The 23,652-nt window shown below is 45.9% G+C and carries 20 protein-coding genes; 2 read left to right on the top strand and 18 right to left on the bottom strand.

All coding sequences use genetic code 11. The features are described from left to right. Positions 1-28 precede the first annotated feature (28 nt). The 14 genes from DW835_RS10340 to DW835_RS10275 all read right to left on the bottom strand — a co-directional run bounded on the left by DW835_RS10340 (position 29) and on the right by DW835_RS10275 (position 17,213). Positions 29-1,501, bottom strand: a complete 1,473-nt coding sequence (locus DW835_RS10340) for an FN3 associated domain-containing protein (protein WP_118537995.1) — start codon at positions 1,499-1,501, stop codon at positions 29-31. 4 nt (positions 1,502-1,505) lie between these two features. Further along, complete coding sequence (gene folD / locus DW835_RS10335) at positions 1,506-2,360, bottom strand: bifunctional methylenetetrahydrofolate dehydrogenase/methenyltetrahydrofolate cyclohydrolase FolD (RefSeq protein WP_118537994.1); 855 nt, start codon at positions 2,358-2,360, stop codon at positions 1,506-1,508. 18 nt (positions 2,361-2,378) lie between these two features. Continuing rightward, positions 2,379-4,049, bottom strand: a complete 1,671-nt coding sequence (locus tag DW835_RS10330; protein WP_022312815.1) for a formate--tetrahydrofolate ligase — start codon at positions 4,047-4,049, stop codon at positions 2,379-2,381. Positions 4,050-4,091: 42 nt separating this feature from the next. Next, complete coding sequence (locus DW835_RS10325; protein ID WP_118669133.1) at positions 4,092-6,947, bottom strand: DNA translocase FtsK; 2,856 nt, start codon at positions 6,945-6,947, stop codon at positions 4,092-4,094. 44 nt (positions 6,948-6,991) lie between these two features. Beyond that, complete coding sequence (locus DW835_RS10320) at positions 6,992-7,735, bottom strand: ATP-dependent Clp protease proteolytic subunit (RefSeq protein ID WP_118669134.1); 744 nt, start codon at positions 7,733-7,735, stop codon at positions 6,992-6,994. A 106-nt stretch (positions 7,736-7,841) separates the two neighbouring features. Further along, the gene (locus tag DW835_RS10315; RefSeq protein ID WP_118669135.1) at positions 7,842-9,416 is read right to left on the bottom strand and encodes a hypothetical protein; all 1,575 of its coding nucleotides are present in this window, start codon (positions 9,414-9,416) and stop codon (positions 7,842-7,844) included. Next, the gene (locus DW835_RS10310; RefSeq protein WP_118669136.1) at positions 9,416-10,360 is read right to left on the bottom strand and encodes a glycosyltransferase family 2 protein; all 945 of its coding nucleotides are present in this window, start codon (positions 10,358-10,360) and stop codon (positions 9,416-9,418) included. Before DW835_RS10310 ends, DW835_RS10315 begins: the two co-directional genes overlap by 1 nt. 23 nt (positions 10,361-10,383) lie before the next feature. After that, positions 10,384-11,112: a YebC/PmpR family DNA-binding transcriptional regulator gene (locus DW835_RS10305; RefSeq protein WP_118669137.1), complete on the bottom strand. Its 729-nt coding sequence runs from the start codon at positions 11,110-11,112 to the stop codon at positions 10,384-10,386. Positions 11,113-11,193: 81 nt separating this feature from the next. Then, positions 11,194-12,594, bottom strand: a complete 1,401-nt coding sequence (locus DW835_RS10300; RefSeq protein WP_022312233.1) for a hemolysin family protein — start codon at positions 12,592-12,594, stop codon at positions 11,194-11,196. A gap of 55 nt (positions 12,595-12,649) precedes the next feature. Next, positions 12,650-12,991 carry a type II toxin-antitoxin system PemK/MazF family toxin gene (locus DW835_RS10295; RefSeq protein WP_022312232.1) on the bottom strand — a complete coding sequence of 114 codons (342 nt, stop codon included), beginning with the start codon at positions 12,989-12,991 and terminating at the stop codon, positions 12,650-12,652. A gap of 73 nt (positions 12,992-13,064) precedes the next feature. Next, on the bottom strand, positions 13,065-14,264 hold the full coding sequence (alr, locus tag DW835_RS10290) for an alanine racemase (RefSeq protein WP_347559373.1): 1,200 nt from the start codon (positions 14,262-14,264) through the stop codon (positions 13,065-13,067). Next, the gene (locus DW835_RS10285; RefSeq protein WP_118669138.1) at positions 14,261-15,775 is read right to left on the bottom strand and encodes an NAD(P)H-hydrate dehydratase; all 1,515 of its coding nucleotides are present in this window, start codon (positions 15,773-15,775) and stop codon (positions 14,261-14,263) included. Before DW835_RS10285 ends, alr begins: the two co-directional genes overlap by 4 nt. Position 15,776: 1 nt before the next feature. Then, on the bottom strand, positions 15,777-16,415 hold the full coding sequence (locus DW835_RS10280; RefSeq protein WP_118503737.1) for a hypothetical protein: 639 nt from the start codon (positions 16,413-16,415) through the stop codon (positions 15,777-15,779). A 156-nt stretch (positions 16,416-16,571) separates the two neighbouring features. Next, complete coding sequence (locus tag DW835_RS10275) at positions 16,572-17,213, bottom strand: redox-sensing transcriptional repressor Rex (protein WP_117466350.1); 642 nt, start codon at positions 17,211-17,213, stop codon at positions 16,572-16,574. A 138-nt stretch (positions 17,214-17,351) separates the two neighbouring features. On the opposite strand from DW835_RS10275, the gene abc-f reads away from it, so the two are divergent. Then, a complete protein-coding gene (gene abc-f, locus DW835_RS10270; protein ID WP_118669139.1) occupies positions 17,352-19,283 on the top strand; it encodes a ribosomal protection-like ABC-F family protein in 1,932 nt (643 codons plus the stop codon). A 179-nt stretch (positions 19,284-19,462) separates the two neighbouring features. Here abc-f and DW835_RS10265 read toward each other — a convergent pair whose 3' ends face one another. Both DW835_RS10265 and DW835_RS18430 read right to left on the bottom strand, forming a co-directional pair. Continuing rightward, the gene (locus DW835_RS10265; protein WP_118669140.1) at positions 19,463-20,137 is read right to left on the bottom strand and encodes a DUF3800 domain-containing protein; all 675 of its coding nucleotides are present in this window, start codon (positions 20,135-20,137) and stop codon (positions 19,463-19,465) included. 446 nt (positions 20,138-20,583) lie between these two features. Next, complete coding sequence (locus DW835_RS18430; RefSeq protein WP_243037127.1) at positions 20,584-21,255, bottom strand: transposase; 672 nt, start codon at positions 21,253-21,255, stop codon at positions 20,584-20,586. Positions 21,256-21,259: 4 nt separating this feature from the next. On the opposite strand from DW835_RS18430, the gene DW835_RS18005 reads away from it, so the two are divergent. Next, a complete protein-coding gene (locus DW835_RS18005) occupies positions 21,260-21,637 on the top strand; it encodes a hypothetical protein (protein ID WP_182430301.1) in 378 nt (125 codons plus the stop codon). Positions 21,638-22,522: 885 nt separating this feature from the next. Here the strand turns inward: DW835_RS18005 and DW835_RS10250 are convergent. Together DW835_RS10250 and DW835_RS18210 are read right to left on the bottom strand one after the other, a co-directional pair. Beyond that, on the bottom strand, positions 22,523-23,092 hold the full coding sequence (locus DW835_RS10250) for a hypothetical protein (RefSeq protein ID WP_118669142.1): 570 nt from the start codon (positions 23,090-23,092) through the stop codon (positions 22,523-22,525). Further along, on the bottom strand, positions 23,092-23,652 hold a 561-nt coding region (locus tag DW835_RS18210; RefSeq protein WP_207665425.1), incomplete at its 5' end, for a DUF2380 domain-containing protein. The genes DW835_RS18210 and DW835_RS10250, both read right to left, overlap by 1 nt.

The following is a 23,652-nucleotide window of genomic DNA, read 5'->3' as shown; positions in this document are numbered from 1 at the left end:
TTCTCTTTTTCCGTCCCTTCTGTTAGGATTATATATCTAAACGATCACCAAGCGTATAATGGCGGCCGCTTTCGTCGGTCTGCAATTTGTACAGTTCCCGGGTATAGGCATTTACGGCGAACAGATTCCCCGTCTTTGTGACTGTCCCATCTTCTCCCCGGTAGATCTCGGCAACAACATAGAAATCATCTATCTTGTTGATGTTCGTCACATACTGATACTGATAGAGATATGCCGCAGCGGATTCATCAAAGCTTCCGGATGCTTCCGTTATTTTACCACTTTCTATGGCATAATTCACTACTTTTGTCACGGCATCCTCCGGCATAAACTCCGTGTTCATGACCAGATTGTAGCTTTTCTCCACGATCTCGCTCTTTCTTCCTTCCGCAATGCGGATAAACCGGAAGACTGATTTGCCAAGAGGCATGGGGATCGGTCCATTATACACCGTGGAATTCTGCGTAGGATCGGAACCATCCGTTGTGTAATAAACATCATATCCGTCGGTCACCTCGATATTGATTGGGAATTCATAATCCCCACTGACCGCCGTTACCTCAGGAGCACTCAGTTCCTCGATCTCAATATGGTAATTTTTGGTAACCACTGGACTACTGATCCCATTCTCATTGATGTAGACGGCTTTGATACAGTAATCACCGCTCTCTAAAAGGATGGGTGCCGTATACAGCAGACTGTGTTCTCCCGGTTCGGTTTCGTCGGTAGTATAGTAGATCTTACCACTTCCGAAAGTTGTCAGTTTCAAAGGCTGGATGCTGGTATAATATCCCTCCTGCAGACTGAATTCCGGTTCCATTGCCATATAGCTCTGGTATTTACTCATAATATTTACATTACCACAGTTCAACAACAGATCATTAATGGTCTTATAATCTTCCCTGGCCGCATAGATGGCGATCAGCTTTCCATAAGCACTTTCCAGTTGTTCGGAAGTAGCTGCGGCATCCGCAACAATCTCCCGAAGCAGATATTCATATTCCATTTTGTTGTTCTTCTGAAAATAAATATCCGCCAGTTCAAATTTTAAGGTGATGTTCCCCGGATCGATTTCCAGCGCACGTTCATAACAGGTGATCGCCTGATCGTATTCCCCGGAAGCTACATACTCTCTCGCACTCTTTATCTGATATTCAGCGGAATGATAGTGGGAATAAGAGATTCCGAAACCGGTACATACCACCGCTACTACCGCAAGCACCAGGATCAGCACAATGAATTTCCAGCGAAATGGATGTTTTGCTGTATTTTCCAGCGGTTCTTCATCCCAGTCCTGCAATTCCGTCATGCTCTGCTGTACATCCTGATCGTCCGTGGCATCTTCTTCCGGTGTCATTTCCCTGGCAATATCATGCAGAGTCTGCTCCATATTGTATTCAATTTCCGGTTCAAAATCGGGAACAATATGGATATCCTCCCCGCAGTGCTCGCAGTAAAGCGTACCTTCTTTCATTTCCGCCCCGCAATTCGGACACTTCATATAATTATCCTCTTACTGCCTGCAAGGATACCGATTCCAGGCAGTTATTCATCAGCATAGCTATGGTCATAGGACCTACGCCGCCGGGAACCGGAGTAATGGCGCTGCATACAGGCTCCACACTGTCAAAGTCCACATCACCGCACAACTTGTTTTCTTCGTTGCGGTGAATTCCCACGTCAATGACAACCGCACCCTCTTTTACATATTCTGCCGTGATCATTTTCGGCTTGCCGACAGCCACCACCAGAATATCCGCTCTTTTGGTTACTTCTTTCAGATCTTTGGTACGGCTGTGAGCCACCGTCACCGTACCGTTCTCCCGAAGCAGCAACAATGCCATGGGTTTGCCGACGATATTACTTCTGCCTACCACCACACACTCTTTTCCGGCGATCTCAATACCGGAACGCTTCAGCAGCTGTATGACTCCTGCAGGAGTACAGGACACAAAGCCCGGCTTGCCGATGCAGAGTGCACCGACATTCTGGGGATGAAATCCGTCTACATCCTTTAAAGGAGAAATGGAATCCAGTACCTTTTCTTCGTCAATATGTTTCGGTAACGGCAGCTGCACCAGAATGCCGTTGACATCGGTTCTGTCATTTAATTCCCGGATCAGCTCCAGTAATTTTTCCTCTGTTGTCTCCTCTGGAAGTTCATATGCCAGAGACCGGATACCTACATATTCGCAGGCCTTTTTCTTGTTGCGGACATATACGGAAGATGCGGGATCCGCACCTACCTGGATCACCGCCAGCGTTACTTCGCAGCCCTGCTCTTTTAACCCTGCGACTTTTTCTTTGACTTCATCTTTAATCTGTGCGGAAATAACTTTTCCATCTATTAACTGTGCCATGAGACACTTTCCTCCTTACTAGAACAAGCCTACGATCCTACCGCTGTCATCCACATCGATATTGTAAGCAGCTGGAGCCTTGGGCAGGCCGGGCATGGTCATGACCGCACCGGTGAGCACTACAACAAAACCGGCACCTGCAGACACATAGACCTCTCTTACATTCAATTCAAAACCGGAAGGTCTTCCCAGTAACGTAGGATCATCTGACAGAGAATACTGGTTCTTTGCCATACATACCGGCAGATCACCAAAGCCAAGTTCCGTCAGTCTCTTTAACTGTTTTGCTGCCGCCGGAGCAAACACTACATCAGACGCTCCGTAGATCTCCTGCGCAATCTTTTTGATCTTATCCTGAAGAGACAGTTCATTTTCATATAAAACATGGAAGTGGTTCTCTTTTTCGTCGATTGCTTTTAATACTTTCTCAGCCAGAGCGATTCCACCCTCTCCGCCTTTCTCCCACACTTCGGAGAGTGCGAACTCACAGCCTCTTGTCTCACAGAATTCTCTGACATAAGCGGTCTCCGCCTCACTGTCGGTGATAAAAGAGTTCAGGGTAACCACTACAGGCACACCATATTTCTGAAGATTCTCAATATGTTTCTCCAGATTCACAATACCCTTTTTCAACGCTTCCAGATTCTCTGCTCCCAGATCCGCCTTTGCAACGCCACCGTTGTATTTCAGTGCACGGATGGTTGCTACCAGTACCACTGCATCAGGAGTAAGTCCTGCCTTACGACATTTGATATCGAAAAATTTCTCTGCTCCCAGATCCGCACCGAAGCCGGCTTCCGTGATGCAATAGTCTGCCATCTTCATGGCTGCCTTAGTAGCTCTGACGGAGTTACATCCGTGAGCGATGTTGGCAAACGGACCTCCGTGTACCAATGCGGGAGTATGCTCTAAGGTCTGGATCAGATTGGGCTTGATGGCATCCTTTAACAGTGCTGCCATGGCACCGACTGCTTTCAGCTGACCGGCGGTCACCGGCTCACCCTGATAGTTGTAAGCCACAACGATTCTGGACAGGCGCTCCTTCAGATCCTTCATATCGTCTGCCAGACACAGGATCGCCATGATCTCACTGGCTACGGTAATGACAAAATGATCCTCTCTGACAAAGCCGTCTGTCTTGTTGCCAAGTCCTACCACAATATTACGAAGGACTCTGTCATTCATGTCCTCACAGCGCTTCCACACGATCTGCCGGGTATCGATGCCCAGATCATTGCCCTGCTGGATATGATTGTCCAGCAGCGCAGCCAACAGGTTGTTGGCAGAGGTGATGGCATGAAAATCACCGGTAAAATGCAGATTCAGTTCATCCATAGGCACTACCTGTGCATAACCGCCGCCGGCAGCTCCACCTTTGATACCAAAGCAGGGGCCTAAGGACGGCTCTCTGAGCGCAATTACAGCCTTTTTGCCCATTCTGCCGAAAGCTTCTCCCAGCCCAACAGTGGTCGTGGTCTTACCCTCTCCTGCAGGAGTTGGGTTGATAGCTGTTACCAGAATCAGTTTTCCATTGGGACGATCCTGGATCTTACGTAAAAATTCTTCGGAAAGCTTTGCCTTGTATTTTCCGTAAAGTTCCAGGTCATCTGCTTCAATGCCAATACTTTCAGCCACTTTGGTGATGGGCTCCATTACCGCTTCCTGTGCGATTTCAATATCTGTTTTCATGTCCTTTTTCCCTCCGTTTATTCAGACAGTCTCGAACGAATGTCAGATTTCCTCCAACAGCTGTTCGAACTGTTCCATGCTCATAAGTACTTTTCTGGGTTTAGTGCCTTCTTCTTCACCTACCACGCCGTATTCGCAAAGCTGATCCATGATTCTGGCAGCACGGTTGAAACCGATTTTCAACACACGCTGCAGCATGCCGATGCTGGCCTTATCTTTATCAATAATAAACCTTGCGGCCTCCTCAAAATATTCGTCTCTGTCGTTACCGCCACCAGAGCCGCTTCCGGAGGAACTACCTGACGAGCCGATATTTTTGATCTTCTCTTCAATATCTTCTGCATAGTTGCTATAGGTATTGCCCAGTGCCTGGTTCTTGAGATAATCCACCACATCGGATACTTCCTTGTCGGACACAAAAGCGCCCTGTACTCTGGCCGGTTTGGAATAACCCTGCGGGTAGAATAACATATCGCCTTTACCAAGCAATTTCTCCGCACCGTTCATATCCAGAATCGTTCGTGAATCCACACCGCTGGATACGGAGAATGCCACACGGCTGGGCATATTGGCTTTGATCAGTCCGGTGATGACATCCACACTGGGTCGCTGGGTAGCGATGATCAGATGGATACCCGCGGCTCTGGCCAACTGTGCCAGACGACAGATAGATTCCTCCACTTCGCCGGGGCATACCATCATCAGATCCGCCAGCTCGTCCACGATAATGACGATCTGCGGCATCTTCTTCGGTGCTTCCTCTCCTTCCGGAACAGGCATAGTCTCTATTTTCTTGTTATACCCCTTCAGATCACGGACATTATAATCGGCAAACTTCCGATAACGGTCTTCCATCTCACTGACGCCCCAGTGCAATGCAGCAGATGCTTTCTTGGGATCTGTCACTACCGGGATCAGCAGATGAGGAATGCCGTTATAAACACTCAGTTCCACGACCTTCGGATCCACCATGATCAGTTTCACATCATCCGGATGCGCCTTGTACAAAATACTCATGATCAGCGTATTAATGCATACGGACTTACCGGAACCGGTAGCTCCGGCGATCAGCATATGAGGCATCTTGGCAATATCCGCCACCACAGTCTTGCCCGCGATATCCTTACCTACGGCAAATGCAATATTGGAATTAAACTCCTGAAACTCTTTGCTCTCTAACAGATCCCGGAGTGCTACTGTCATGTTCTCTTTGTTCGGGACTTCGATACCGATAGCTGCCTTTCCGGGGATCGGTGCCTCGATACGAATATCCGTTGCCGCCAGATTCAGCTTGATATCATCTGCCAGGCCTACGATCTTGGATACCTTTACGCCCTGTTCCGGCTGTAGTTCATAGCGGGTAACACTGGGACCCTGGCTGATATCGGTAATCGTTACCTTTACACCGAAAGTATTTAACGTCTGCTGCAAGCGCATGGCGGTCTCTTTCAATTCTCTGGAGGAATCTCCGGTAGCTGCTTTTCCCTTCTGTAACAGGCTCAGAGGCGGAATCCGGTATTCTGCCGGAGGCTGTTTGGCCGCTTTCGCAATATCCTTATGTATCTGATCCTCTGCCAGAGAATTACCCTTTGGCGGCTCCGGTGCCGTGATTTTCGGTCGTATGCGGCTTTCCGCCGTTGCTGTCTCTGCAGGTTCCCGCACGACAGGCTCAGTCTCCGGCTGCAGCTGCCGCATATCGGAGGATGACTGCCATTCCGTAACCGGTTCCTCTACAGGCTCTGGGATATCTTCCTTGTGAATCCGGATAGATTCCGCCTGAGGTGTCAGGAGTGCTGCCTCCTCCTGCCAGGATTCTCTGCGTTCAAAAGGTTTTTTGAAGGTAGCAGCACTGGTCACTTCCTCCACGGGGATCTCCTCGTAAGGTTCTTCTGCTGCGGCCTCCTGCATGGTCACCTGATGCATTCCCGTTACCTTGATCTTATCAAAATCGCTGGAAGTCACTCTGGTCTCTTCCACAATAGGAATCTCCTGTGCATCCTCTTCATAAACGATCTCATGAATATCTTCCCGTCTTCCCACAGGCTGTGCCTCCTGCTTTTTCAGGGAAGTGTCCATCATAACACCGCTGACTTTTTTCTCTCTGCGGGGAATGGCGTTTAAGATCTGCTCATTCTCTTTCTCTTCCGCACGGAGTCTGCGCTCTTCCTCACGGATCCGTCGTTCCTCTTCCCGGATACGACGGGCTTCCTCTCTCTGGGAATTACGTTCCTCCTGTTCCTGTCTGCGGATCTGCGCATTTTCCCGTCTGCGCACTGCATCCTCTCTGGACAGTTCCCGGATCCGGTCACCGCCGTTTCGCATGCTGTTTAAGAAAGAACGCTCCGTTACCAGGATCAGACTGATCACAGAACACAATAAGACCACCAGAACCGTTCCTATCGTCTCCAGATAATGCAGCAACAGATAACAGATACTTCCTGCCAGAATACCTCCGCCCTTTTTACCGGTACTGCAGTTTGTATATAACAGTTTGATATCATACTGTTCCATAGAGCCGGCAGTCCTGGCGATCAGATCACAGATCACACCGAGCATCAGAAACAATACAACACCTGCAATCATTTTGCGTACAGCGGTAGGATTCCCCTCATTGGCGAACCAGAAAGCCACTGCCAGAAATATCACAATAGGTGCTATATATGCAGTAAATCCAAAGATACCGAATAAAACCCCGCTGATTGCATTGCCGACCGGGCCGATAATACCGAAATTACAACAAAATAATATCACCATTACCACAAACAAAACGATCAGACCGATCTCATGGAACAGTTCACTGTCCTGTGCTGTTCTCTGCGCCTGCCTGCTGCGGCTGTTTGTGGTACTTTTTCTCGTCCTATTGGAAGATGATGTTCTTTTGCCTGATGAAGATGCCATGTCATCATACCCCTAACTTCATTATAGTCATAATTAGAAGTATATCATTTTTCCATGGCCTTGTCATCCCTTTTTCTATTCCCTTCGATCATCTTCCGAAGCCTGCAGATGGCCCGGTCGATACCTCCTACTTCGTCAATAATACCGTGGTTCACCGCTTCTTCTCCCACCAGAATGCTTCCCACATCCTTCGTTAAGAATCCGGTCTCCATCATGAGTTCTTCCAGTTTTGTCCGGCTGATTTTACAGTGTTTGCATACAAAGCCCGTGATCCGGTCCTGGATCAGTTTAAAATATTCAAAGGTCTGGGGCACACCGATCACCATGCCATTCATTCTTACCGGATGTATCACCATGGTTCCAGTGGGTACGATGAAGGAATAGTCACAACTCACCGCAATAGGCACCCCGATGGAATGACTGCCACCCAGCACCAGGGATACGGTGGGTTTGCTTAAAGATGCCAGCATCTCTGCAATAGCCAGTCCCGCCTCCACATCTCCGCCCATGGTATTTAAAAGTACCAGCACACCGCCTATTTCTTCACTGTCTTCGATGGCTGCCAGTTGTGGCAGGATATGCTCATATTTCGTGGTCTTCGAATTACCGGAGAGATTATCATGCCCTTCGATTTCACCGATAATGGTCAGCAGATGGATCTTTTCCCCGGATGCCGCATCCGACAGCGTCAGTTGTCCCGTTTTTTCAATTCTTTCGTCTCTGTGTTCTTCCGCCTCGGTCTTCGGCGCTTCATTCTTGTTTTGATCGTTATCTTTCTGATTCTGCATGGCCTGTTTCCTCCCTGTTCCGATGATTATAAAAACAAAAAGACGATACCCGGGCTTTTGCCTTTCGTATCGTCTTTTAGTATATCCGCTTTTTTATTGTTTATGTTTAATGATCAAAATCATCGTCATCCGCTACCGGATAATCAAAATCACTGTCATCATCACCGTTCAGCTTATAATCCAGCACCTTAGGCACATGCTTTTTCGGCAGGGGCAGTGGATTTTCGATCAGCTGTATTTTTTCCGTTTCTACAGGTTCTTCCTGGAAATCCGCTGGCTCTTCCTCTGGGAATTCCTCGGTCTCCAGATCTTGTACTTTCAGTCGGCGTTTTGTGGAAGCAGCTCCCACAGGAACTGCCTCAACGGTCTCAGGCAGCACCCCTTTGACTTCCCGCAGCAGTTCCATTTCGTACGGTAGAACCGCCTGTACTCCTGCGCCGGCAGCTACTGCCAATAACAGATACAATAACGTAAGTCCCGGCATATCTTCACTCAGCATTCCGCAGCCGTTTAAGATTCCAAGTGCCAGCGCCAGAGCAATCCACACGGACTGTCTCTCGTGTTCTTTCCTGCACCAGTAACTGAATGCGCCGCATGCAAGGATCGTAACCATAACGGCAGCTATAATGACCGTGGCCACCTTATCAGGCACATATGTGTGAACTGCCGGCTGTTCATAGAGGGCGATCCATGTGAATCTTCCCGGGGAAAAGACTTTCCACCATGCCAGAAGTATATTTTCCATCTGCTTTCCGCTGCCCACGGCATCCAGAGCGATGCAGGCAAAAAATGCCACCACTGTACCAAATAATCCCAATGCTCCGGCACAGATTCTGCGCATCCATTTTACCTGTTGCTTTGTCTCCAGAAAAAGTGCAGAAAACACTACGAGTAGCAAGAGCAGTCCTGCGACATCCAGGTAGCCCAAAATTCCTATAACAATACCGCTTAAGAAAAATCCACCCACGGAACGGATACCGGGGGTGTCTCCCCGCCCCCTGAAACTATCCAGTGCTTCCACGCACACACACAGACCAATCATCCACAATAACTGATATAACGGTTCCGGTCCCAGAATCACTGCTCCAGACAGAACAGGGCATAACATCCAGTACGCAAGAGACACCACTGCAGCCACCATACCGGTCAGTTTCCGTACCGCAAAATATAAAAAGATTCCGGTCAGGATCTGCAGCACAATCTGCAATACCAGCGCCGCTGTCATTTTATTACCCAAAAATACCAACAGTCCGTGCAGCACCTGCAGATAAAAGTATACCGCACCGTGTACCACCTGAGGAATCCGCGTGGTCTCGGTGACTTTCACCGCATCGAACCAGATGTTACCGGCCGTCCCGGAGATATCGTACTGCATACTCTCTCTTACACGAAGTGTGATTCCCACAGCAATCAGAGCTACTACAGCCAGTCCCTCGATAATCAGTTTCACCTGCCCTGAGTCTTCACCGTTTTGTGCCCATTTTACCCGCAGAAATCTATGTAACAGAAAAACAACCAGCCCTGTCATCGCAAGCCATACACCTGCGATAACAAGGCCGATTGGGCGGGGACCACCTTCCGGCAGGAGCATGACCATTGTCGTGCCCACCAGTACGGTTCCCGCTGTCAATGCATAAATGAACCACAATATAACACTTAAAATGCCTTTTTTATAATTCATTATTTCAGTACCTTTTCGATGTTATATCTGGGACGATGTTTTACCTCAATGTAAATCTTGCCGATATACTGGCCCACCAGTCCGATGGCCATCAACTGAATACCGCCCAGGAACCAGATGGACAGGATCAGGGAAGTCCAGCCCTGTACCACATGTCCGGTACAATAAGAGATCAGCGCATAAATAGCAGCCAGAACGCTTAAGGCTACAATGATCATACCGGCACCCAGGATCATACTGATAGGCTTCACACTGAAGGAAGAAATACCGTTGAATGCCAGTGCAAGCATCTTCTTCAGAGGATACTTGGACTCACCGGCCACTCTTTCCTTACGGTCATAGTATACACAGTCCGTCTGATAACCGATCAAAGGCATCATACCTCTTAAGAACAGATTGGTCTCCTGATACTTGGAGAACTGTTCTACCGCACGCTTGGACATCAGTCGGAAATCCGCATGATTGTAAACAGTCTTGACCCCCATCATTTCCATGACTTTATAAAATCCCTGCGCCGTGGTACGTTTGAAGAAAGTATCGGTCTTACGCTCCTTACGGACACCGTATACGATATCACAGCCGTTGTGGAACTTATCGATCATTTCCTCGATCACAGCTACATCATCCTGCAGATCTGCATCAATGGAAACCGTCACATCAGACAGATCCATGGCAGTGATTAGTCCGGCAGTCAGTGCGAACTGATGTCCCACATTGCCGGCCAGCTTTACACCGCATACCTGCACCGGATGTGCCTGATGCTCTTCTTCGATCAGCTCCCAGGTACGATCCTTACTGCCATCATTTACAAACAGAATAAAACTGTCTTCCGCGATCTTTCCCTTATGGATCAGATCATCCAGCACACCCCTCAGTGCCTCGGAAGCAATCTTTAACACCTCTTCTTCATTATAACAAGGAACTACAATTGCAAGTTTCTCCATGCTGTTACCCCTAACCTTTCAATTTATTCGTCCCAGTTATGATATACTGCCTGAACGTCATCATCATCTTCCAGCAGATCCAAGGTTCTCTGTAAGTTCTTCACTGCAGTCTCATCGGTCAGTGTTACATAATTCTGGGGAATCATGGTAACTTCTGCACTGATCATGGGAATTCCGGCATCTTCCAGAGCCTTGCGTACCTCTTCGAAGTTATCGGGATCAGTCAGGATCTCGAAGCTGTCATCCTCTTCGGAGAAATCTTCCGCTCCGGCATCCAGAGCGATCATCATCAGGTCGTCCGCTTCCATATCACATTCTTCCTTGTCCACGATGATCTGTCCCTTCTTATCGAACATAAAGGATACACATCCGGGAGTACCTACATTACCCTGTCCCTTGGTGAATGCGCTTCTTACGTTGGCAGCGGTACGGTTGGTGTTGTCGGTAAGTGCATCTACGATGATGGCGATACCGTTGGGGCCGTAACCTTCGTAAGTCACATACTTATAGTTTACATTGCCCACATCTCCGGCTGCCTTCTTGATACCGCGCTCGATGGTGTCGTTGGGCATGTTGTTGGCTTTTGCCTTGGCAATAACGGTTGCCAGTTTGAAATTGTTGGCGGGATCGGGACCGCCCTCTTTTACAGCGACTGCGATCTCACGGCCGATAATGGTAAAAATCTTACCCTTTGCAGCATCGTTCTTTTCTTTTTTATGCTTAATATTAGCAAATTTGGAATGTCCTGACATTTTTGTTACTCCTTTGAACTTAAAGTTTCTTTCTCTTTGTATGCGTAGTCTTTACGCAATAACGCTCTTTCTATCATAGCATTATTTTCTTTTTTCTTCAAGCACTGATTGTCCGTCTTCTGCATTCTGCGGTGTTTTTTCCTCCGGAAGCTTCCGGACCAACACACTTCCTATCATTTTTTTGACCACGGAAAGGATTTTAAAGTTGTATCCCTTATAGTCCACATCGAACTGCTCGTCCGGTTCCGGGATCCGGTCCAGTCTGGAGATCAGGAAACCGTTCAAAGTCTCGAATTCTTCCTCGTCGAAGGTAATACCCAGAAGCTCTTCCACTTCCTTTAACGGAGTCTTGCCTTCCATGACATATTCGCCCTTGCCACGGTTCTTGATGTATTCCTGATCCTCATCATACTCATCCATGATATTGCCGACGATCTCCTCCAGAATATCCTCCATGGCGATCAGTCCGTCGGTCTGTCCGTATTCGTCTACCACAATGGCCATCTGCAGCTTCTGGGACTGCATTTCCTTGAACAGTTCATCGATATTTTTCGTCTGCGGCACAAAATAAGGCTCTCTGAGCAGCCCGTCCAGTTTTGCGATAGGCAGGTCCAGCTTGTCATCACTGATATGGAACCGCATGGCATCCTTCAGATGCAGGATACCGATGATATGATCAATATTCTCCTCATACACAGGGTAACGGCTGTTCTTGCCTCCCAGCATGGAAGCAATGGCATCTTTCAGTTTCGTCTCACCATCAATGGCCACGATACTTCCACGATGTGTCATGATATCCTGGGCTTCCTTGTCTCCGTATTCGAAAATGTTGGAGATCATCTCCGCCTCACTGGCCTGAATGACACCCTGCTCATGACCTTCCTGCACCATATTGATGATCTCTTCCTCGGTCACATCATTTTCATCCGTATTGTTGCGGACACCGAAGAGGAACAGGATTCCCTTGGCTGTCAGATTCACCAGCCCCGTCAGGGGTGCCAGCAGTCTGGTGATAATATAAATCGGGTCAATACAGGCATACGCCCACTTCTCCGGCTGTCTGGATGCCATTTTCCGGGGAATCAGCACACCGAAAGTCAACAGGATATAGATCATGGCAATAAAAGACAATACCGTGGCAATCCCTGAAAGCACTCCCGTAGGCACATTCTCCAGAGACATGCCTCCCACATTGATCACATGAAGTCCCTTGTCAATGGTCTGCAGCCAGATATTCAGATAAAAAGCTCCCATTAAAATATTGATCAGCGTAATAACCAACTGTACCGTATTGATATAGATCCCCGGACGGCTGATCATTTCACTCAGCCGCATGGACCGGCGATCCTTTTCTTCCTCTGCTTTATGTAGGATCTCCTTTTCATTCAGATTGTCGATGGCGGCATCAAATCCATAGAAAAACATATCCACCAGCAACAGCAGGAAAAAGAGAAAAATGGCCACAGGCCCACTCATGTCCATATTTTATTTCATCCTTTCGTATTTTATCCTATTTTCGGATACACTATGCATCGGGCTATGTATCCAGCTCCAGGCTGACTTTCAGTGCCCGGTTCACTCTCCGCATAATGTCTCCGTCCAGATGGCATACCTTATCTTTCAGCCTCTTTTTATCGATGGTGCGCAACTGTTCCAGCAGCACTACGGAATCTTTATCCATATCGTAGCGGCGGGCATTCAGTTCAATATGCGTAGGCAGCTTCGCCTTGTTCATCTTTGAGGTGATTGCAGCGCAGATCACGGTGGGACTGTGTTTGTTCCCCACATCGTTCTGGATGATCAGCACCGGCCGGATGCCGCCCTGCTCCGAGCCGATGACCGGTCTCAAATCTGCGTAATAGATATCTCCTCTTCTCATTTCTACTCCTTCATCAGCGATTTAACATAAGTATTGCCGATTCTTCCGGAGTTATACGAACACTTTAGATCCGTCAGAAATTTTCAAAATAATCTTTTACTTCTGTGATCTCACCATTTCGACGGTAGACTCTGGGAATTCGTTTTCCCAGTGTGCAGACAAACTCATAATTGAATCTACCGGAAAGTTCTCCCAGTTCTTCCGCCGTGATCCGCTCCTGACCATCCGCGCCAAGGAGCGTCACCTTATCGCCCTCCATGGCTCCGGGAATTCCGGAAATATCCACCATGAACTGGTCCATGCAGACCCTTCCGAGGATGGGGGCCTTTTTCCCGTGGATCAGCACGTAGCCTTTTCCCGACAGGCTTCTGGGATACCCGTCTCCATATCCTACAGGGATGGTGGCTACTCTGGTATCTTTTGTTGCGGTAAACAATCCACCGTAGCTGACACTCTGCCCCGCATGGATCGTCTTGCAGTAAATGATATGACTGTAGAGAGACATTGCAGCCCGCAGAGGTACAATATCCTTACTTACTTCTTCGGAAGGATATAAACCGTAGGTCGTGATTCCCGCCCGTACCATATCCATGTTGGCCTGGGGCATTTCCAGAATTGCCGCACTGTTGGAACAATGCTTTACCGGAATCTCCAGTCCCAGTTCCGACTGTATTCTATCAATAAAATTCTGAAACAGTTCCAGCTGATGGTTGGCAGAAGTCTTATCCGCTTCATCCGATTTTGCAAAGTGGGTAAAGATACCTTCCACTTCCAGTCCGGGATGTTCCATGACAAATTTTACAAAATCCAGCCCTTCGTCATCCGGAGTGATACCGATCCTTCCCATGCCGGTATCCACTTTGATATGCACTTTGGCTTTCTTACCGGCCTTTGCTGCGGCCTCTGCCAGTTCTTCCACGGTATCCCTGCGATACACTGCCGGGCGGATCTCTTCCCGGATCATTTCCTCATAACAATAAGGAAAAGTATATCCCAGGATCAGGATCGGTTTCTTCACACTGGCTTCCCTGAGGACATGTGCCTCCTCGTAGGTAGCTGCCGCATAGCCGAACATAAAATCCACATCCTCCAGCATTCTGGCAATGGGAACACCGCCGTGTCCGTAACCGTCCGTCTTTATGACCGCCAGTATCTTCGTCTCCGGGGCAATATTTTCCTTCATATGGATCATATTCTCCCAAATGGCATCCAGATCTATTTCCGCCCATACTCGTTGGTAGGAATTCATCTTTTCCTGTAGTTTGCTTATCATTTCTTCACACTTTCTTTCTCATCATAGTCTTTCATCAGGCAATCCGCAATATCTCCCGCCATTACCCCATACTCCGTATGGAGCTTTGCCGCCAGCTCACCGGCTCTGCCATGGAGATACACACCGTTAACAGCTGCATCAATTGCATTCATACCCTGAGCTAAAAGTCCCAGGATCACACCCGTCAGGACATCTCCGCTGCCCGCAGTGGCCATACCGCTGTTGCCTGTAGTATTCAGATAAAATTCTCCCTGTTCTTTACATACAATCGTTCTTGCATCCTTGGCAACCGCCACACCATGAAACCGTTCTGCCAGTTCTCTGCCACACTCCGGAAGCTCCTTCTTGCATTCCGGGATGGTCTTCGCAAGCAGTCTGGACAATTCTCCCACATGTGGAGTCAGAATGATAACTCTGCCCTCTGCTCCCTGGGTATGCAGCTTCTCTTCCAATGCCTTACCGTTTTCTTCTGCCAGAAGATTCAGTGCATCCGCATCCAGCACTAATGGCTTTCTGCTCTTTTCCACTACTTTTTTCAGGCATTCCCGTGCCTGTTCCTCTCTGCCGATGCCGGGACCGATAGCAATGACATCCGCCCATTCCAGGCTCTCAGACAGTTGTCTGCAGGATCCGTACAAAGCTTCCGGAATTCCCTGCTGTAAGATCTGCCGATTCTCCTCTGCAGTGATGACTTTTACCATACCGGCTCCGGTACGATACGCTGCTCTTGCTGCCAGGATTGCTGCACCGGCCATGCCGTCGCTCCCTGCTACCAACAGTGCTTTGCCGAAGGTTCCCTTATTCCCGGAGGATGTTCTGTCCGGCAGATGCTGTTCACAGCTGTCATAAGTATACATCTCCGGGCTCTGTCCCAGAAAGCTCTCCGGTCCGATCCCCACATTTGCAATGTGTACCTGCCCGGCATAATCGGTTCCCGGATACATTACAAGGCCTCTCTTGCAGAAACCAAAAGTAATCGTTGCATCTGCCAGGAAAGCACAACCAAGCACCCGTCCGGTGTCCGAGCAGATCCCACTGGGAACATCCAGTGCCAGCTTAAATCCTTCCGCCACATTCATCTCTTCTACGGCTTCCGCATAGATGCCTTCCACCGGGCGGCTCAATCCTACACCGAACAAGGCATCTACAATCACATTATATTCATCTGCCTGCGTATTACTGTCTGTCTTCACCGGAAAATGTTGCAGGGTCTGCCACTGGCTCTTCCATTGCTCTGTGGCTTTCTCCGGATCTCCCACAAGTCGTACCGCTACCGTATAACCGTCCGCCGCAAGAAGTCTCGCCAAAGCCAGACCGTCTCCTCCGTTATTTCCCATACCAGCAAAAATGAGCACTTTTGTCCGTTCCTTCACGGCATCAAAGCGCTCTTTCAGAAAATCCTCCGCAGCCAGAGCCGCTCTTTCCATCAGAACCGGCCCCGGGATGCCGAGGTACTCTATGGTATTTTTATCGTATTGCTTCATTTCCTGTGCAGTTACCAGATATCTCATACTATTTTTGCTCCGGATTATATTTCATGTCAAACAGATTGACCACTTCTGCACCAAAAATATCATGCATGTAGTTGTAGATCTCCTGATTCTGCTGTTCCATCTGCTGTTTTTCGATCAGACGTTTTTTCAGTTCGATACGGATCGCACCCACCCACTCCGCAGTCTCTTTGATCTGTTTGTCATTATCCTTCATAATATCATAGCAGCAGTCCATAGTAAACATCATAAGCTGAAGATTTATTCTTTCGATCTCTCTGGGGATATCTTTTAACTCATCTTCGTATGCTTCCAGCTTCTCATTGCATTCCTCGATCAGGCGCTTATGATCCTCGATCTGTTTGTTCAGCTTACTGTTTTCGCCCTGCTGTTCCGCCTCATCCACCATAGGAACGATCTCTTTCATCAGCTTCTTTTTCAGATTCCGGATATCCTTCGACTCGGTATTGAGCTTACCTTGTCGTTTCAACAGCTGATTCAGGGCATCTTCCGTTTCTTTTAGCGGAACGGAACCGGTCTTATTCAACAACCGATACCATTTATTATCCAGGGTGAGTACGGGCAGATGCTTTCCCGTCAATGCACCTTTGAAAGCAGCCTGTCGGTCCTGTGCATTTTCTTCTGCGTTACCGTTGCCCATAATATCACTCCTTTGATGCCTTACTTCATGTTGTATTATTTCTCGGTGCGCTGAAATTCATAAAAGCGGCTGCTTCGCATCCGTCATCGCCTTGCGACTTTTCCTTTTATTCATTTTCAGACACTCCGCCTATGAAATAAGCAATCATACGCTTGCTTATTTCATGTCTGAACTGTAACGGTTAATATTATAGGATAGCTTCATTAAGCTGTCGGACAGATGCACGTTCTCCACCTGAATTCCCTCGGGAACATTCAGATCCACATGAGCGAAATTCCAGATAGCACGGATCCCGTTAGCCACCAGCTTATCTGCCACTTCCACAGCACTGGTCTTTGGAATCGTCAGCACAGCGATATCGATGTCATTCTCCCGGATAAAGGATTCCAGCTGATCCATGGGCATGACCTTCACACCGCGGACATCCTTACCCACCAGTTCCGGGTTCGCATCGAACATTCCCTTGAAGATAAATCCACGACGTTCGAAGTTCATATAATTGCCCAGCGCTCTTCCCAGATTGCCTGCTCCAATGATGACGAAATTATGCTGCTTATCCAGTCCTAAGATCTTACCGATCTCACGATACAGAGATTCTACATTATATCCATAGCCCTGCTGGCCGAAACCGCCGAAATTATTAAAATCCTGACGTATCTGGGATGCGGTCACCTTCATCAGTCCGGAAAGTTCCTGCGAAGAGATACGTTCCACACCTTCATCCTTCAATTCCCCCAAATATCGAAAGTATCTGGGCAGTCTGCCAATCACAGCCTGTGAAATTTCTTTTACTTCCAATACTTTCACCTCCGTTTTTTTTAGTATACACCATGTGTTAAAAACTTGTCAATGAATTGACAGGTTTTCTTCTTTTCGTTACAATGAAATTTAAAAAGCCCGGTCTCCGTGGGTTGGAAATAAAGGATACTTACTACCATGATATTATCTTGTCAGAATATTTCAAAAGCATTTGTAGAAAATCAGGTATTGAAAAATGTCTCTTTTCATATAGAGGATCATGAAAAAGCTGCCATCGTGGGCATCAACGGTGCCGGGAAAACGACACTGCTCCGCATCATCGTAGGGGAAATGACTCCCGATGACGGGCAGGTGGTTCTGGCGAGGGACAAGACCCTGGGATACCTTGCACAGAACAGCACTGTGGACACCTCTCACACCATTTACGAGGAACTGTTATCTGTCAAGGCGGATCTGCTGCGCCTGGAGGAAAAGATCCGGGAATGCGAAAACAATATGAAGCATGCCGAAGGAGATGCGCTGGAAGACCTTATGAAGCAGTACACCTCTCTCACCCATGCTTTCGAGACCGGCGGCGGCTATCTCTACCGCAGTGAGCTGGTCGGTGTGTTAAAGGGACTGGGATTTACCGAAGATGAATTCTCCAAGCCGGTTGCCACACTCTCCGGCGGTCAGAAGACCCGTGTGGCGTTAGGACGGCTTCTGTTACAGAACCCTGATCTCATCATCCTGGACGAGCCGACGAACCACTTAGATATGAATTCCATCGCCTGGCTGGAGACTTATCTGTTGAATTACAAGGGAGCCGTTCTCATCGTCTCCCACGACCGGTATTTTCTGGACCGGATCGCCGGGAAAGTCATCGAGATCGACCAGTCCAAGGCTACAACCTTTATGGGCAATTACTCCGATTATGCCGTAAAAAAGGAACAGCTGCGCGTTGCTGCCTGGAATGCCTATATGAACCAGCAGCGTGAGATCAAACATCAGGAAGAGGTCATCGAAAAATTAAAATCCTTCAACCGGGAAAAGTCCATCAAACGGGCGGAAAGCCGTGAGAAAATGCTGGACAAGATCGAGGTCATCGAAAAACCCTCCGAGGTCCGCACGGATATGAAGCTGACACTGACGCCCCGGATCTTAAGTGGCAATGATGTGCTGACTGTGGAGCATCTGGCCAAAAGCTTTGATTCCCATAAGCTCTTCACGGATGTCAATTTCGAAATCAAACGCGGCGAACATGTGGCGATCATCGGTGACAACGGTAGCGGCAAGACCACTCTGCTTAAGATCTTAAACGGTCTCGTTCCTGCAGATCAGGGTACCTTCCGATTAGGTTCCAATGTGGAGATCGGCTATTACGATCAGGAGCATCATGTCCTGCACAGTGACAAGACATTGTTCGAAGAGATCTCCGACGATTATCCCTACCTGAACAATACCCAGATCCGCAATGTGCTGGCGGCTTTCCTCTTCACCGGGGAGGATGTTTTCAAGCGTATCAGTGATCTGAGTGGCGGCGAGCGCGGTCGTGTATCTCTCGCCAAGCTGGTACTCTCCAACGCAAACTTCCTCATCCTGGATGAGCCGACGAACCACTTAGATATCATGTCCAAGGAGATTCTGGAGGATGCCCTGAACGGTTACGAAGGAACGATATTGTATGTCTCCCATGACCGTTACTTTATCAACCGTACCGCCCACAGGATCCTGGATCTGACAGAGGGACAATTCGTAAATTATGTTGGAAATTATGACTATTATCTCGAAAAGCACGACACCGTGATGGCTGCAATAGAAGCCAGTGTTCCACAGAGTGCTGACGCAGATAACACAGTTGCCGCTAAGGTTGCAGAATCCGAAGTTAAGCTGGACTGGAAAGCCCAGAAAGAAGAACAGGCACGACTCCGCAAGAAAGAAAACGACCTGAAAAAATGCGAAGAACAGATTGCCAGACTGGAAGCCCGTGTCTCCGAGATTGACACCGAAATGTCCGATCCCGCCATCGGCACCCAGGTGGCAAAATTGCAGGAACTGTCCAAAGAGCAGGTCGCCTGCCAGGAGCAGCTGGAAAAATTATATGAACAGTGGGAAGAACTGGCAGAGTAAATATTTTTAAGGGAAGGGCACAGCAACGATAAAGTCGTTGGCTATGCCCTTCCTTTGTTTAAACTACTACCTGTTCTTGCACTAACTGCAATATAACACAATATTACATCATTTTCTGGATAAAATAAAAAGAACCGGCTGACATTTTACTGTCTACCGATTCTTTCTATAATTTTGCTCTACAATTCTTTCTTTGATAGCGGCTTCAAATAATTCTTCTTTAATGTTCTCTCATCATTGAAAAAATATATTTCTGATTTTGACAACAAATGATTCTCCATCTTTAGTTCCGTCAACTTAAGTGTACATATCAAATCTGCAACTTGAAACAATCTATAATCAGCTGGAATTACCTTACGAAATTCAACGTTTTCCAATAATGCGTTAAAAACTGATGATAGAATTCTTGTTACCTCCACTTGTCCATTATCATAATATATCTTAACAGTATCATAATTGCAAAAGAAAGCATAATTATCACGAATAAATACAGCCAATTGCTTACTAAGCTTTCCGGTTGCTTCTATAGAATCCTCTATATGTTTCTTTTCTATGTATATTGACTTAAAGTTTATATTCAAACGACGTACAAAACTCATCATTTTCATAATAATTTTTTGTCGTTCTTTTAAATCATATCCTCGATATTCTTCTTCCGACCTTATCACCGGTCCAGAATGAACACTATGCTTTGGCCATCCAATATTACTAAGTTCATTCTCCAATATTTTCAAATCGTCGACAATGTTAACTGCCTGATCATGTAATACCATAGATATAATATAAAATGGTGCATGATAATCATAAACTCCAAAATCCCCAGATTCATCTACAAAAATGCTTAATTCTTTCATTCATCCCCCGTATAATAAAAATGGCGGGTGTCTTACCCGCCGTTTGGTGGACCCGGGTCTTACGACCAGCCCATATATTTATTGTGCATATGCACAACAGATCTTTATCTGTATTAATAGTATATGCGATTATTTCAAAAAAATCAATTAATTACATACTATTTTTTTCTTTTTTCTTCATTTAAGAATCTTTCTGCTTTGTCATTGCCAGTGAGCACCTCTGAAATACAGCATTCGGGGCACCGAAATAATATGCTCTTGTTTTATTAAACAACCATAAATTTTACTGTTTTGCATACTTTTACTATCTTTTTAAATTCTGTGTTATCCATAAATTGTATATCCTTATGTGGGTGCATAATTAAGCAAAATTTTTCTTGGGACTTCCCGTCCCCTCACAGCGGCTTCCATTGGAAAGCGTTTGAAATCGTCAAAAGTCATACCATTTAAATTATAATGTTATTATTATCACAAAACTCTCGTACATCCTCTTCAAATAAACTATAATTAATTTTTTCCTTTTTCGAAACAGATTTTACAGATTCTAATATATTATCTATAATTAGTCTTTTTTTATTGGCAGTATCAGCTTTAACATACTCCTCATAGTCAATTTGTAAACTTACTGATCTCGTCCTTTGCTTCATGATATTGTCCCTGCGGTGCACCAACTGACCGAGTGACCAGTACGCATCGTTCGGACAAGCATCCGGAAGCTTATCAAGCATGTTTAATGTTGCAAGTGCAATGGCTTCCGCATCATCACTGTCACTTTTGCGATACATGGCACCCCGGTGCTTTGCCTGTCGATGTGAGATAGCGGTATTTACATCCTTTACAAAATACCCCTTATCAATCAGCCACACCGCTAAAGGTCTGCCGTAACCATAAGCATTCTCCAGACCATAGACTACTTCTTTTGCATCAGTATTACATTTTTTAACCTTTGTTACTAGCTTAGGAAAATCGGCTGGTCTGTTTGGAAAAGTAATCTCTCCAAGCTTTTGATTGTAGCAGTCAATCATAACTGCTGTGTGGGTTTCTTTGTGTAAATCGATACCCACATAAATAAAATTTTGTTTAACCATAAAATCAACCCCAATCTCAATGTTTGGCAAAATAGTGGCAATCTCAACTGTTAAGCCAGTGTCCCAGAATTACGCTTCTGCAACTGGGTCGGCAAGAGTGGTAAAGTCTATCTACTTCTGGTTAGGCACAAAGTATTTCAAAAGAAATACCGCTGACTTTCATAAAGATGGATATTTCCTGCAGAACGCAGGAGTCACAAAAGACTTACGAATTGCTTTTGTGGTGTGTGATGTTAACTCTGAACAGAAAAGGTTGCAAGTCAAAATTTTTGTTTTTGAAAAATTGGAGGGAAATTTGACGATTTGGCGGCTGAATTGGCTTTATGCCATAGACCAAAAACAGAAGAAAAACGGTAATAATGCACAAATTCAATTTTCAGACAGACAAAACAACTTTCTCTTACCCCTGTGAGAGCCTGTGTTGCCCCTGTGTGCGATTTTAAGAGCGAAGTCGAGGTAGTTACCCATGATAAACTTTTTAAGGCTTGTTGGGGAAATGTGAGAGATTTGATTTCTTAAGATAGTGCCAAAATAAATAGGGTCGAAAATAGTGCGGGTTAAAGGGCTTATGCCGCCAGAGGACGGCCTAAGCCGGGAAACACCCACCGGCAGAGCCGTTGGGAAGATATCCGCATGGCATAACTTTCTCTGCTATTCAAAAATATGTTATGCTTTGGGACATTTTTATCGGAATAAAACATTCCCGATTCTATGTTTTTGTTTAGGTATTACGAGAACTTTTCATCCCCCTTATACCCCCTGGTGCGTGCCATGGTAACATAGAGGCTTTGGAATCGTCAAGAAAAATGTTGCAAAATTGTTACATTTTAATCATTGCTTAGTCGGCTCTTATACTTACCTTTTAATAGCTATTCTTTTACCGAGATTGCTTTTCTCACCTCTTTACTTACAACTCCATAACTTCCCAAACAGATATCCATCTCATACCACCACAATATTGAAAAAAATCTGTAAATGGATTACCGCTTTTTTGACCAATTTTTATATATGAAATACCGCTTAAGGAGATTATTTTTTACATTTACTCTACAGAAAAACGCATTGTCTTCACAGCAACGAGTGCCATGAAAACAATACGTTCTAAATCTTTGAAGAAGCAATATTCAGTTTTGCGAGTGTCCTTATATGCACCCAAAGGGTAAATTCGCCCTAGGGTCTTCAAATTAATCTACATGGATTATATCACCTTCGGTGAGAGCCATTCCGATTAATTTAAAGACCAAAATAATTTACTTTGTCGAGCGTCCTTATGTGGAGACATAATTAAATATAATTTCTACAAATATTTTCTAATCGCATCACACTCTAAATCGATTCCCCCATCATTTACCACTTCACTCCAATCATATACATCTTTAAAATGAAAATAGCTCCATTTTTCATACAAATCATTAATTGAAGTAGCTATTAATAAACCATGCAGATTTTTCTCACTTTCGTAAATCTCATGTTCATAAAATACCACTGTTCCATTTCTTATGTCCAGACAAAATGCGTCCCCATTAGGAAAATGGAATAAAGGATACCAATGCATAATATCTTCCACGATTTCCAGCTCATCTAAATCAGTATCATAACATTCGTCCATTATCTCCATCAATTCCTCATGTTCTTTTTCTAGACCACTATCCGAAACAAAATTAATTGCCCCCATATACCTATTATTTTCATCATGCCACACTACTTCAAAAAGTTTATAATGTTCATAAATATATTTTGTGCTTTCGTTTAGTGAAAAATTATTTAATACACTATTGATAACTAAATTTTCTTTTTTTTCATTCTTAACAGTCAGCTTATAATGGCTATTAAGGTACTCTTTCACATCACTAAAATAGTCTCTCATTATTTTCCTCCATAAGGATGAATTGTATATCCACTTAATCCGTAATCATCCATCATTTTTCCTGCAAACTGATATATATCTTTTGCTGTTGCATTCGGATTATTATCAATAAAATCCATCCATTTTTGATTCCATCCACCTTTACCGTGGATAATGTTCATATGCATACCCCCTTTACCTGCGTCTACAGTAATTGTATATTGATCAACATCAATGCCCCTAGCAGAAATAAAATCTGCATATGGCTTACTTTTTCCTCTAAAGGCAGGAATGATATGATGATCATTAGTTTTCCCTGTTATTGGTTTAGTTGTTTCCAGTAATAGAACCTCTGTCTTACTACCACTCTCTACCGCTTCGCAGGCAGTCCCCTTCCCTTTCAACCGGGCCCCGCCTATCGTCATTAGCAGATAATTAAATGTACCAGCACCTATTCTTCTTCCAATCGCTGAATCATAGGTTCCATTCCAAACATCCTGTAAGCCTGCTTTTGCTGCATCTAAAGTCTGCGTCAGCGAAAAATCCTTTATAAACAATAGATATGATAAAGGATTATTAAT

This window comes from Clostridium sp. AM34-9AC (genome assembly GCF_003480225.1).
GTDB lineage: Bacteria > Bacillota > Clostridia > Lachnospirales > Lachnospiraceae > Acetatifactor > Acetatifactor acetigignens.
Note: the sequence above shows the minus strand (reverse complement) of the source record. Positions and strands in the feature narration are given on the sequence as shown.